Annotated in this window: 11 protein-coding genes; 5 read left to right on the top strand and 6 right to left on the bottom strand. The window is 74.0% G+C overall.

Features of this window, described 5'->3' with window-relative positions; all coding sequences use genetic code 11:
• Positions 1-61: 61 nt before the first annotated feature.
• The 4 genes from ACFWUY_RS08025 to ACFWUY_RS08010 are packed head-to-tail and all read right to left on the bottom strand — an operon-like array spanning position 62 to position 4,342.
• Positions 62-1,408, bottom strand: a complete 1,347-nt coding sequence (locus ACFWUY_RS08025) for an STM4012 family radical SAM protein (RefSeq protein WP_384103418.1) — start codon at positions 1,406-1,408, stop codon at positions 62-64.
• A complete protein-coding gene (locus ACFWUY_RS08020) occupies positions 1,405-2,226 on the bottom strand; it encodes an STM4013/SEN3800 family hydrolase (protein ID WP_384103987.1) in 822 nt (273 codons plus the stop codon). The genes ACFWUY_RS08025 and ACFWUY_RS08020 overlap by 4 nt, the downstream gene beginning before the upstream one ends.
• Positions 2,227-2,237: 11 nt before the next feature.
• On the bottom strand, positions 2,238-3,389 hold the full coding sequence (locus ACFWUY_RS08015) for an STM4014 family protein (RefSeq protein ID WP_384103415.1): 1,152 nt from the start codon (positions 3,387-3,389) through the stop codon (positions 2,238-2,240).
• Positions 3,386-4,342 carry an STM4015 family protein gene (locus ACFWUY_RS08010; protein WP_384103412.1) on the bottom strand — a complete coding sequence of 319 codons (957 nt, stop codon included), beginning with the start codon at positions 4,340-4,342 and terminating at the stop codon, positions 3,386-3,388. The genes ACFWUY_RS08015 and ACFWUY_RS08010 overlap by 4 nt, the downstream gene beginning before the upstream one ends.
• Positions 4,343-4,519: 177 nt before the next feature.
• Here ACFWUY_RS08010 and ACFWUY_RS08005 point away from each other — a divergent pair, with 177 nt between their 5' ends.
• The 3 genes from ACFWUY_RS08005 to ACFWUY_RS07995 all read left to right on the top strand — a co-directional run bounded on the left by ACFWUY_RS08005 (position 4,520) and on the right by ACFWUY_RS07995 (position 6,907).
• Entirely contained in the window at positions 4,520-4,846 is a 327-nt protein-coding gene (locus ACFWUY_RS08005) for a hypothetical protein (protein WP_384103407.1), read from the top strand.
• Positions 4,847-4,918: 72 nt separating this feature from the next.
• Entirely contained in the window at positions 4,919-5,989 is a 1,071-nt protein-coding gene (locus tag ACFWUY_RS08000; protein ID WP_384103984.1) for a DUF6745 domain-containing protein, read from the top strand.
• A 144-nt stretch (positions 5,990-6,133) separates the two neighbouring features.
• Positions 6,134-6,907, top strand: coding sequence for an SIMPL domain-containing protein (locus ACFWUY_RS07995; protein WP_384103404.1), 774 nt, complete (start codon positions 6,134-6,136; stop codon positions 6,905-6,907).
• Positions 6,908-7,018: 111 nt separating this feature from the next.
• Here the strand turns inward: ACFWUY_RS07995 and ACFWUY_RS07990 are convergent, their stop codons facing one another.
• Both ACFWUY_RS07990 and ACFWUY_RS07985 read right to left on the bottom strand, forming a co-directional pair.
• A complete protein-coding gene (locus ACFWUY_RS07990) occupies positions 7,019-7,699 on the bottom strand; it encodes a TetR/AcrR family transcriptional regulator (protein WP_384103401.1) in 681 nt (226 codons plus the stop codon).
• A gap of 64 nt (positions 7,700-7,763) precedes the next feature.
• The gene (locus tag ACFWUY_RS07985) at positions 7,764-8,942 is read right to left on the bottom strand and encodes a Glu/Leu/Phe/Val dehydrogenase dimerization domain-containing protein (RefSeq protein ID WP_384103397.1); all 1,179 of its coding nucleotides are present in this window, start codon (positions 8,940-8,942) and stop codon (positions 7,764-7,766) included.
• A 127-nt stretch (positions 8,943-9,069) separates the two neighbouring features.
• On the opposite strand from ACFWUY_RS07985, the gene ACFWUY_RS07980 reads away from it, so the two are divergent.
• Both ACFWUY_RS07980 and ACFWUY_RS07975 read left to right on the top strand, forming a co-directional pair.
• Positions 9,070-10,269 carry an MBL fold metallo-hydrolase gene (locus ACFWUY_RS07980; RefSeq protein WP_384103394.1) on the top strand — a complete coding sequence of 400 codons (1,200 nt, stop codon included), beginning with the start codon at positions 9,070-9,072 and terminating at the stop codon, positions 10,267-10,269.
• A gap of 231 nt (positions 10,270-10,500) precedes the next feature.
• Positions 10,501-11,805: a flavin-containing monooxygenase gene (locus ACFWUY_RS07975; RefSeq protein WP_384103391.1), complete on the top strand. Its 1,305-nt coding sequence runs from the start codon at positions 10,501-10,503 to the stop codon at positions 11,803-11,805.
• Positions 11,806-11,820 lie beyond the last annotated feature (15 nt).

Here is an 11,820-nt window from a genome sequence, read left to right as displayed (position 1 = left end):
CCCGCCGGGTCCGTGCCCGTCCGGTCCGTGCCCGGAGACGGCGTCAGGTCCATGCCCGCCCCTACTTCGGCTCGTACGCGGCCATCGCGGCCCGCACCGAGGGGGAGAAGAGCTCCGGGCCGAGACCGTCCGAGTGCGCGAGCCCCTCGGGCGACAGTCTCAGGAGCCCCGCCGGGGCGTCCCCGTCCAGCCAGCCGAGGGCCTCGAAACGACCGAGCTCCGCCGGGAAGTCCGCGAACGGCGAGGAACCGAACCGCTCCTCGTACCCCGCGACCGGCATGCCCCCGGCCTGGAGCAGCGACTGGAGCAGATGACGGCGGCGGGCCTCCCCGGCGTCGACCCACCGGCCCACCTCGGCGCGCGAGAAGTCCGCGGTCTCCGTGTAGGCGTCGATGATCGAGCGGATCTCCCGCATGTCGACCGCGTAGTCGAAGGAGTAGTGGAGGGCCGAGGTGTACGAGCGGGCCCCGCAGCCCAGGCCGATCATCCCGTCCGTCTGGCAGGCGTAGTCGTCGGCGCCGAGCGGCACGGCGTCCGCCCGGCGGAACATCCGCATGGACACCTGCTCGTAGCCGTGCGCCAGGAGGTGGTCCCGGCCGCTCCGGTACAACCGCAGCCGCTGCTCGTCCCACTCCCGGTCGGCCCGCCGCCGGTCGGCGGGGGAGATCCGGCCGAGGCCGGTGAGCGGGCGGACGTACAGCGGATAGAGGTACAGCTCCTCCGGACGCCAGGCGAGGGCCGCGTCGAGCGAGGAACGCCACGACTCCTCGGTCTGGCCGTCGATCCCGTAGATCAGGTCGATGTTCAGCACGGGCACGCCGGTGTCCCGGATCCGGCCGAGCGCGGCCTCCACGTCCGCGCGGCGCTGCGGCCGGACCGCCGCCCGCGCCTCGGCCTCCACGAAGCTCTGCACCCCGATGCTGAGCCGGGTCGCGCCCCGCTCGGCGAGGAGCGCGAGCCGGTCGGCGGTCGCCGTCGCCGGCGAGGTCTCCACGGAGAGCGGCACCGCGCGCAGATCCACCCCCATCCGCTTCTCGGCGATGTCGCAGAGCCGCTCCAGCTCGGCGGCGGTGAGGAAGGTGGGCGTGCCCCCGCCGAACGCGGCCGTCGCGAACCGCACCGGCGCCCCGTCCCCGAGGGCCTCGCGGACGGCCGTGGCCTGGCGGTCGAGGGCGTCGAGGTAACGGGAGGCCAGCTCGTCGGGGGCGCCGATCCGGGTGAAGAGGTTGCAGAAGCCGCAGCGGACCTCGCAGAACGGTATGTGGGCGTAGAGCGAGAGCGCGTCCTTCGGCTCGTCCCGCCAGAGCGCGGCCAGGGTCGGCGCCGGGTCGGGGAGCGGCCGGTACGCCGTCTTGTGCGGGTACGCGTAGACGTAGCTGCGGTACGGACGGGGGGCGGTGGCGCTCATGCCAGGGCCTCCCGCTCCGGGCCGGCGAGGACGAACTGCGCGTACGGCACCGTCCATACGACCTCGTGGCCGAGCCGGTGCCCGGTGTGGCCGTCCTCCCCGTACGCCGTGCCGTGGTCGGAGCAGACGACCGCGAAGCACGGGCGGCGGCTGCTCATCGCGGCGAAGAGCCGCCCGATGTGCCGGTCGACGTACTCCAGGGCCGCCGCGTGGGTGGCCCTGGAGTCACCCGTCTCGCGGGTCGCCCCCGGCAGATGGAACCAGTTGGGCTGGTGCAGCGCGGACACGTTCACGAAGAGGAAGAGCCGCCGCTCGCGGGGGAGCCCGGCGACGACCTCCTCGGCGCGCGCGACCTGGGACTCGAAGGAGGCCGGGGAGGCGACCCCGAAGGCGGGCTCCCAGTGGCTCTCCTGGAACAGGCCGGGCAGCACCGTGCCGAGGGGCGGCTGCTTGTTGAAGAAGCCGACGCCGCCGACGCAGACCGTCCGGTAGCCCTCGCCGGCGAGGGCGGACACGAAGTCCGGGGTGTCGTGGACGTAGGTGCCGTCGGCGGTCGACTCGCTGCCCGCGAACCGGGCCGCGAACAGTCGCGGATGCGGCCCGGGGGCGGCCGGGGTCGGCAGGAAGCCCGCGAAGATCGCCTGGTGGGAGGCGTACGTGAAGCTCCCGGGGGCGTGCCGCCGCTCCCAGAGACCGCCGGGCAGATGACGGGCCAGGTTCGGGATGCGGCCCGCGGCCGCGAGCTCCACCGCCACGTCGTACCGCAGGGTGTCGAGGGTGACCAGGAGCAGATCGTGGCTGCCGACGATCGCGTTCATGTCGGGCTTGTTCACGTGGTGCTCGTTCCTGTGGTGCGGGGGGAGCCGTGGTGATGCTTCCGGGCTTCCGGGAACTGGGCGGCGACCTGGGCCGCGTACGTGTCGAGGCCCTCGGCACCGCTGCCCGGCAGCCCCGTGAGGCCCGGCAGCAGATCACCGAAGGCGTTGACCTCGCCGACGGCGAAGCGCCGCCAGCCCGTGCCGGGCAGCAGGTCGACGCCCACGCAGCGGGTGCCGGGGAAGACGGCGGCGGCCCGCTCGCACACGTCGAGCGCGTCCGTCCACCGTCCGCCGGCCGCGGCGATCGCGGCGCGGGCCGCGTCCAGATCGCCCCGGGCGCCGCCCAGATGCAGATTGGTCATGGGGGAGCGGCTGGTGCGGACCACCGCGTGGGTGGCCCGCCCGTCGATCACCACCACCCGCAGGTCGGCCGCCCGGCCGTCCTGGGAGGCCTTGGGCAGCCAGCGCTCGACATGCAGACCGTCGGGGGCGAGGGCGTCCACGAGGGCGGCGACCTCGCGCTCGCCCGTGTAGCGCCGCACCCGCAGGGAGTTGAAGAGCCGCCCGTCCGGCCCGCGCTCCACCGAGGTGGTGGCCTGGACCCGGCCCGCGCCGTTGGTCTCCAGGGCGAGCACCCCCGAGGCGGAGGAGCCGTGCGCCGGCTTCACGAAGACCCGGCGCATGTCGGCCTCGGCCATCAGCGACCCGAGGTGCTCCCAGCCGCGCACCACCGGGGCGGCAGGACCGGAGGTCGGTGAGTCGGGCACCGGCACCCCGGCCGCGGCGAGCAGACCGTGGCTCAGCCGCTTGTCGAACAGGCCCGCGAGCTCGGCCGGGTCGTCGACGAGGGCGGCTCCCGCCTCGGCCACGGACCGGGCGAGACCCGCCACGGCGTCGGTGAACCGCCCGTACCAGAGGCCCGTCCCCTCGACCCGGGCGGGATCGTCGACGTCCCGCAGCAGCCGGTCGGCCTCGGCGTCCTCACCGGGCGAGTCGATCCGTACGGTCTCGCCCGACACGAACCGCGCGCTGCCGCGCAGCACCTCGGGCCAGGACACCACCCGCGCCCCGGGCAACCCGGCGGTCCGCAGCGCGGCCTGGAAGAACGCGACGCGGCGGCCCGCCGGATCGCCGACGACCACGAGACGCGGGGCGGGTGTCATTCGGCGACCGCGACGAACCGGTAGACCACGCCGTTGTACTCCTCCGGCTCCAGCGCGTCGTCAAGGACGACGGTCACACCGTGCGGGGCGAGCGCGGCGAGGACCCGCTCCCGCATGGCCTCCGACAGGAAGTGGTGGGAGAGGTCGAGGTGGGCGAGATGCGTCAGCGGCTGACCGTCGAGCAGGGCGGCGGCCCCCTCGTCGGTGAGTACGCCCATCGACAGGTTCAGCCGCTCGATCCGGGCGACGACGGGGGCGCTCGCCACGGCGGCGGCGATCTCGTCCTGGATCACGCTGTTGCACAGACCGAGACTGCGCAGGGCGGGGAAGGACGCCCCGGAGAGCAGCGGAGCCAGGTCCTCCGGCGTGCTGTCCGCACCGTAGGTGTCGGTGCCGAGCCAGAGTTCCAGGTTCTCCAGGGCGGGCAGGTCACTGCCCGCGATCCCGCGTACGACGTCGGCACCGAGACCGCCCGTCTCCACGACCAGGGTCTCGAGGCCCGTGTGCCGGAGGGAGGGGAAGGCGAGCTGGGAGCCTCCGCGCACCCCGAACTCCCGCAGCGCCGGGTAGGCGGCCAGCAGCGGCGTCACATCGGACTGGATGATCCATGAGATTTCGCAGTCCTCGGAGTCCATGTCCCCGAGGAAGACCGCCTCCAGGCCGGTGAGCCGGTCGTTGGCGCCGATGAGCGCCGTCACGATGTCGGCCGACGAGTTCTCGTACGCCTCGTCCCAGCCGCCGACGACGATCGCGCGCACCCGCCCCGTGTCGACCGTCTTCAGGAACCGCTCGAAGAGCGGCCCCCACAGCTCGTCCTCGGGCTCGGAGTACGTAGACGCGGAGAGCCGCCAGGCGACGGCCGCCGCGTCGGGCAGCTCGACGCGGGCGTCCACGGCCGGGAATTCGAACACGGGCAGGTCGTGGAATTCCCGCATGTGGTGGCCAACGGTCATGACTGCGCTCCCGGACGACGAACGGCGTTGATCGGCTGATGCCAAGAGTTGTACCAAGCGGCACCGACAGCGTCGCCCGCCGGGTCGGTCACCGAGGTGGCCGCGGCCGATTGTCAGACCCGCCCCCTAGCGTCGTTCCTGTTCGGCCGGACCGTGCCGAACGGGGAGGGGAGAGCCATGTACCGGCAGGGAGACGTGCTGATCGCGCCCGTCGAGGAGACGGCCGTTCCGGCGCGGGCGAAGACGGGGGCGGGCGAGCCGAGGGACGCCCGGGGGCGTCTGGTCCTCGCCCTCGGCGAGGCCACCGGGCACGCCCACGCGATCCCCGGACCCGGCCGGCTCGTGCGGGAGCCGGGGCCCCTCGGCCCGTTCCTGCTCGAACTCCCCGAGGGCGGCCGGGTGGTGCACGAGGAGCACGCCCCGATACCGCTGCCCAAGGGCTGGTACCGGGTGGTGCGCCAGCGGGAGTACGTGCCCGGCGCGTACCGGATCGTCGCGGACTGACCGAGAGAGAGACCTGGGGGCAGCGACATGAACCACGCCGACACGAACCGCACAGACACGGGCCACGCCGGTATGAACCGCACCACCGCACAGGACAGGTGGCGGTCCGTCGCCGCGGCCACCGGGCCCGCCGACCGCGCCGCCGCCGAGGCCGGCGTCCGGCTCGCCTACCGCTCGGCGGGCCTCGCCGAACCCGGGCGCGTGCTCTGGGCGGACTCGCCGCTCGCGGCCGTCACGCTCGTACGGGGCCTGACGGACCAGGGCCGTTCGGTACGGGACGAGGTGCGCACCCGGCCGTGGGCCGAGGAGCGCCGCCGCCTCCACGACGCCCTCGGACCCGGCGGCTGGGCGGCCCACTGGCAGGCCACCGGGGCCCACCTGTGGGACCTCACCCGGAGCCTCGCCGAGCGGATACGGGCCGGGGTGACGGCCGCCGCCACGGGGACGGAGGCGGGCGCCGGCGGTTCGGCCGGTGTGGGTGCCGGTGCCAGTGGTTCGGGCGGGGGCGGGCGGGAGACGACCGCCGTGCGGCTCGTGCTGCTCGACGCGGTGCTCGGCCAGCACGACGCCGCCTGGCTCGCCGCCTTCGACGGGCACGGCGAACGGCTCGCGGGCCTCGCCGCCGTGGCCGAGCACGCCGGCTGGTGGTGGCCCTACGAGAACGTGGCCGTGGTCTGCGAGCGCCCCGTCGAGCTCCACCGGGACGAGGCGGGGCGGCTCGACCGGGGCGACGGTCCCGCGCTCGCCTTCCCCGACGGATTCGCCCTCCACGCCTGGCGGGGCATGCCCGTGCCCGCGGCGTTCCTCGCCGGCCTCGCCGGTCTCACCCCGGAACGGATACGGCGGGAGGAGAACGCCGAACTGAGGCGCGTGATGCTGGAGTACTACGGCTACGACCGCTATCTCGCCGCCTCAGGAGCCCGGCACGAGCACCGCGACGAGACGGGTGTCCTCTGGCGGATCGAGCTGGCCGACGACGAGGACGTGGCGATGGTCGAGGTCGTCAACTCCACCCCGGAACCGGACGGCAGCCACCGTACGTACTGGCTCCGGGTGCCGCCCACGACCAGAACCGCGCGGGAGGGCGTCGCCTGGACCTTCGGGCTGCGATCCGACGCCTACGCGCCGCTCGTCCAGACCTGAGCGCGCGCCCCGGGAGCGGCGGACGGGCTGGTACGGAGAGGTGAAGGGGGCGGTCGGTCAGGAGTGGCGTACCGGAGGCGGCGGCGCCGGGTGCTGGGATGTGGCCGCCGGAGCCCCGGCACCCAGCCTCGAAGGGACCCGCCCGTGACGATCCGCCGGCCCAGTGCCGCCCTTGCCGCCCGTCTGTTCGCCGTCACCGCCGTGCTCGGCGGCCTTCTCGCCGGCACCGCGGCCCCCGCCCTGGCCGCCGCGTCCGAGCGGACGGCCCTCCGGGGTGCCGTCCGGGCGGAGGCGCCCGCGACGGTCACCGTCACCGGCGACGGCCGGGCCGCCGCCGCACCCGATCTGGCGATCCTGTCCGTCGCGGTCGAGGCCACCCGCAGGACGGCGAAGGAGGCGATGGCCGCGCAGAAGACCGCCGCCGAGACCCTCCTCGGGGTGCTGGGCAAGCAGAGGATCGCGGAACGGGACATCCGCACCGACAGCCTCTCGCTGGCCCCGGTTTACACGCAGAACGCCGCCGGCGAGAGCAAGGCGACCGGCTACCAGGCGGGGCAGTCCTTCTCGGTGAAGGTCCGGGACATCGGCAGGACCGGGCAGGTCATCGGTGCCGTCAGCGACGCCACGGGGGACGCGGGCCGGATCAACGGCGTCGTCTTCGACGTCGCCGACCCGTCGGCGCTGCGGGTGAAGGCGCGCGAGGCGGCCTACCAGGACGCGTACGACAAGGCGGCACAGCACGCGCGGCTCAGCGGACACCGTCTCGGTCGGCTCGTCTCGCTCAGCGAGGGCGAGTCCGTGCGTCCCGGACCCGGTGCCGCCGCCCCCGGCGTCTCCGCCGACGAGCCGAGCGTCCCGCTGGCGCCGGGCGAGATCGAGGAGCGGGTGACGGTCTCGGCGGTCTTCGAGCTGCTCTGACCACGTTGCCCCACCGCGCTGCCCTGACGGTGGTGCCCTGCCGGTGGTGCCCTGACGGTGGTGCCCTGACGGTGGTGCCCTGACCGTGCTGCCCCTGTTCGGTGGCTGAGGTCAGGCCTCGCTCGGCTCCCCGCCGGTACCGGGGCCCTCGCCCCCGTCCGGTCCCTCGCCCTCGCTCATGCCCTCGTCCTCGTCCTCGCCCGGCAGGTTCAGTTCCCGGCCGAGGGCGGCGTCCGCCCAGCGCAGCATGGCGGTGCGGGAGAGGGAGCCGGCGTAGGCCGTCGTCTGGACGGCGAGACCGTCGAGGAAGGCGGTGAGCCGCCAGGCCGCCGCGGCCGGATCCGCGCAGCGGAACTCCCCGGCGGCGGCCCCCTCGGCGATCACCCGGGTCAGCGCCGCCTTCCACTCCTGGTCGAGGGAGGCGGCGACCCGGCGCAGCTCCGGGTCGCGCAGCGAGGCCGCCCAGCCCTCGATCCAGAGCCGCCAGCCCTTGGCCTGGCCGGTCGGCGCGTACCAGCGCACCGCTGCCCGCAGTCGCCGTACCGCCGGGGAGCGGCGCCCGAGGATCCGGCGCAGCTGGGCGAGATCGGCTTCGGCGGCGTGCGCGAAGGCGGCGGCGACCAGCTGTTCCTTGGAGGAGAAGTGGTAGAGCACCAGGGCGTTGCTCACCCCGAGCGCGGAGGCGACGTCGGAGATCCGGACGGCGGCGACACCACGTGCCTCGATCTGCTCGACGGCGGCCCGCAGCAGTTCCTCCCGCCGCTCGGCCACACCCAACCGCACTCTCGCCACGCCGGGCAGCCTACACAGCACAGGACGCGGGCATGATCGCCAAGAGCCGCCGTGCGCGGTGGGCTCAGTACCAGCCGTGCCGTTCGGCGATCAGCGGCAGCCGCTCCGCCACCAGCGCGTGCGCCGCGGCACGCGGGCTCGTGCCGTCGGCCTCGGCCCGGTCGAGCATCCCGCCGACCAGCGTCCGCATCGCCCCTCGTACCCGGTCGAAGGCCTGGTCGGCGTCGGCCTCGATGTCACCGAAGAGCGTCCACCACCACCAGGCGTTGGTGCACGAGTTCACGACCACGTCGGGGAGCACGGTCACCCCGCGCGCGGCGAGCGCCTCCTCGGCCTCGGGCAGGACCGGCATGTTGGCGGCCTCGGCTATCCAGCGGGCGGTGATCCGCCCCTGGTTCCCGGTGTCGATCGCGTACGAGACGGCTGCCGGGACCAGGACCTCCGCCGCTGCCGAGAGCCAGGCGTCCCCCGGCTCCTCCCGGTCGCCCGGCCGCAGCGCGGAGCGGTCGACGGTGCCGTGGGCGTCACGGGCCACGAGCAGCGCCTCGACGTCGAGTCCGTCGGGGTTCGCGATCGTGCCCCGGACGTCGGCCACCGCGACCACCCGCAGCCCGGCCCGCGCCAGGAACCTCGCGGTGGCCGCGCCCATCGTGCCGAGCCCCTGCATCGACACCCGGGTCCCGGCGTGCTCCCGGCCGGCCCGGTCGAGGGCGACGAGCACGGACTCGGCGACTCCGAGGCCGCCGACCAGCTCGTCGAGCCCGATGCCGTCGACCTCGATCGCGAAGGCGTCGGCGAGCCGCTTCCGGGCCGCCGCCTCGTCCTCCAGGAGCGGGTACACGGCCTGCACCGAGGAGACGAGTCCGGCCTCGGCCACGGCCAGGTCCACCAGGTCCTGGCTGAGCCCCAGGTCCTCGCCGGTGGTCCAGAACCGCTCGACGTACGGCCGCATGGCCCGCAGGTAGCGCACCAGGACGCCGTACGCCTCGGGGGAGCGGGGGTCGCAGTCGATGCCGCCCTTGGCGCCGCCCAGCGGCACGTACCGGGCCTTCGGGTCGTAGTGCAGGGCCTCCTTCATGGTCATGCCGCGCGCGAGGCCGGCGACCTCCTCCGCCGTGCACCCCTCCCGCATTCGGAGGCCGCCGCTGGCCACGCCACGCACCAGCCGGTCGATCACCAGATGGCCCCGGCGACCGGTCACGTGGTCGGTCCAGTCGACGGAAAGCAGGGGGGCGGAACTCATCGCGCGTCTCCTCGTGAAGGGCCGGCGGACCGGGCGTACTGAACGGCGATTCAGTATGTCCGACCGCCCGGCCGTTCGTGGCGCGGGCCGCCCATAATGGAACGACCCCAAGAGACCAGGAGGTCCTGTGACCGGTACCGGCTCCGACCGTTCGCCGCGGGCCCGGCTGCGCGCCCTGCGCCCCGAGTCCTTCGGCGCGGATCCCACGGGAGAGCGCCTCGCCCGCATCCGCCGCTCACCTAACTTCGCGGACGGGATCTTCCAGAACCCCGAACCCGCCCGACGCGGCCCCTCCGGCTCCGGTGTCGAATTCGCCAAGATCTACTTCGACAAGGAAGGACGCTCGCGTCGCGCCCCCACCGGCACGATCCCCGTCCACCCCACCACCGTCGCCGACCTTGCCGGGCCGCCGGCCACCGGTCTGCGCCTGACCTGGATGGGGCACTCCGGCGTCCTGGCGGAGATCGACGGCCACCGGGTCCTCTTCGATCCCGTCTGGGGCGAGCGCTGCTCCCCGTTCCCCTTCGCCGGCCCGAAGCGGCTCCATCCGGTGCCCGTGCCGCTCGCCGCGCTCGGTCCGGTCGACGTCGTCGTGATCTCGCACGACCACTACGACCACCTCGACCTGCCGACGATCAAGGCGCTCGCCACCACCGACACGCTCTTCGCCGTGCCGCTCGGCGTCGGGGCGCACCTCGAGCGCTGGGGGGTGCCCGCCTCGCGCCTGCGCGAACTGGACTGGAACGAGTCCACCGAGATCGGCGAGCTGCGGCTCACGGCCACCCCGGCCCGGCACTTCTGCGGTCGCGGCCTGCGCAACCGGCAGATGACGCTCTGGGCCTCCTGGGTGGTGACGGGCCCCGAGCACCGGATCTTCCACAGCGGGGACACCGGTTACTTCTCGGGGTTCAAGGACATCGGGGCGGCCCATGGCCCCTTCGACGCCACGATGATCCAGATCGGCGCCTACTCGGAGTTCTGGACCGACATCCACATGACCCCGGCGGAGGGCATGAAGGCCCATCTGGACCTGCAGGGAGGCGGTCCGGGCGGTGTGCTGCTGCCGATCCACTGGGGCACCTTCAACCTCGCCCCGCACGCGTGGGCGGAGCCGGGGGAGTGGACGAGGGACGCGGCCGAGGGGGACGGTCAGGCGGTGGCGTTCCCCCGTCCCGGCGAGCCGTTCGAACCCGCGGGGAAGCTGCCCGAGGAGCCGTGGTGGCGGGCGGTGTCCCGCCCGATCGCGCGCCCGTGGCACCTCCCCCGGGGTGTCGAGGTCACGCCCGAGACGCGCAGCGACGACCTCGACCTCGCCGGCGAGCGGTGACGCCGGCCGGGGACGAGCATGCCGCACGGCGTCCCTGTCGTGGTCGAGCGATCGACCTGGTCCGCCGTGGAGCGGGCCGGTCGGGTCGTCGGGGTGGCGGGCTGTTCGGCGGGTCGCGGCGGGCGTGACGTGTTCCTCGTCGATGTTGCGGGTGTTGCGGGTGTGAGGCAGGGGGTGGGTGGGCAGTGAATGATCGTTCGAATCGAGAGTGTCTGTTCTGTGGGGGAAACCTTGAGTGTGTGCGTGATCGGTGCGGGGCTGTCGGGACTGGCGGCCGCACACGCTCTGGCGGTCAAGGGGATCGACTTCGTGTGTCTCGAGCGGGCGGTCGATGTCGGCGGGATCTGGCGGCAGCCGGCGGCCGGTGAGCCGGGGCCCGGATACCGGTCGCTGCACCTGAACACGGCGAAGCAGCTCACGGGGTACACCGAGTTCCCGATGCCCGACGCGTATCCCCTCTATCCGCGGCACAGCGAGGTCGCGGCCTACCTGCGGTCCTTCGCCGAATGGGCGGGGGTGGCGGACCGCGTCGAGTTCGGCGTCGAGGTCGTGTCGGTGCGGCAGGAGGGTGACGGCGCGTCGTGGACGGTCGTCAGCCGGGGGGCGGACGGGGCGCTGGAGTCACGGCGGTTCGCGCATGTCGTCGTCGCCTCGGGGCACAACACGGTGCCGACGCTGCCGAAGCCCTCGCCGCCCGGCTCCGACGGGTTCGCCGGCAGGATCCTGCATTCCGTCGACTACCAGGACGGGGCCGACTTCGCCGGGCAGCGCGTCGTCGTCGTGGGCCTCGGGGCGTCGGCGGTGGACATCGCCACGGACCTCTCCCGGCATGCCGAGCGCACCGTGCTCTCGGTGCGCCGGGGACTGCACATCGTTCCCAAGCAGCTCTACGGCATGTCGGTCGACGCGATGGCCGAGGAACCGTGGTTCACCTCCATGTCCCTGCCCGAGCAGGTCGACTTCGCCGCGGAGGCCCTGCGGGTAGCACGGGGCAAGCTGTCCGACTACGGCCTGCCCGAGCCGGACCACCCGCTCTTCTCCTCCCCGGTGACCATCTCCGACGAGATCCTGAGCCGGATACGCCACGGCGCGGTGACCCCCAGGCCGGGGATCGACCACCTCGACGGCAGGCGGGTGGTCTTCACCGACGGGACCTCGGAGGAGGCCGACGCGATCGTCTACTGCACCGGCTACCGCATGGACTTCCCGTTCCTGCCCGAGGACTGCCCGGTCGGGCCGGACGGTTCGGTCGAGCTGTACCGGCGGATCGTCGCTCCCGGCCGACCCGGTCTGTACTTCGTCGGCCTGGTCCGCCCGATGGGCGCGATCACCCGGCTCGTGGAGGGCCAGACGCGTTGGGTCGCGCGCATCATCGACGGCGAGGTCGCGCTGCCGGACGCGGACGCGATGCGCGAGGAGATCGGCGCGTACCTGAGCGGCATCGCCGAGCGTTACGGCACGGCGGAGGGCGGCGCCTCCATCCAGGTCGACGTCGGGCCCTACCTCCAGGAGATGCGAGGCCTCCAGAACGCCTGAAGGCCCGGCCGGACG

The sequence above is a fragment of the Streptomyces sp. NPDC058664 genome (genome assembly GCF_042716635.1).
GTDB lineage: Bacteria > Actinomycetota > Actinomycetes > Streptomycetales > Streptomycetaceae > Streptomyces.
The sequence above is the reverse complement of the archived record's forward strand: the minus strand, read 5'-3'. Positions and strand labels throughout refer to the sequence as shown.

Bases quoted from the DNA above. Each gene is read 5' to 3' on its own strand.
- ACFWUY_RS07985 (WP_384103397.1), bottom strand. From the start codon at position 8,942: ATGAGTTCCGCCCCCCTGCTTTCCGTCGACTGGACCGACCACGTGACC.
- ACFWUY_RS08015 (WP_384103415.1), bottom strand. From the start codon at position 3,389: ATGACACCCGCCCCGCGTCTCGTGGTCGTCGGCGATCCGGCGGGCCGC.
- ACFWUY_RS08020 (WP_384103987.1), bottom strand. From the start codon at position 2,226: ATGAACGCGATCGTCGGCAGCCACGATCTGCTCCTGGTCACCCTCGAC.
- ACFWUY_RS08025 (WP_384103418.1), bottom strand. From the start codon at position 1,408: ATGAGCGCCACCGCCCCCCGTCCGTACCGCAGCTACGTCTACGCGTAC.
- ACFWUY_RS08010 (WP_384103412.1), bottom strand. From the start codon at position 4,342: ATGACCGTTGGCCACCACATGCGGGAATTCCACGACCTGCCCGTGTTC.
- ACFWUY_RS08005 (WP_384103407.1), top strand. From the start codon at position 4,520: ATGTACCGGCAGGGAGACGTGCTGATCGCGCCCGTCGAGGAGACGGCC.
- ACFWUY_RS08000 (WP_384103984.1), top strand. From the start codon at position 4,919: ATGAACCGCACCACCGCACAGGACAGGTGGCGGTCCGTCGCCGCGGCC.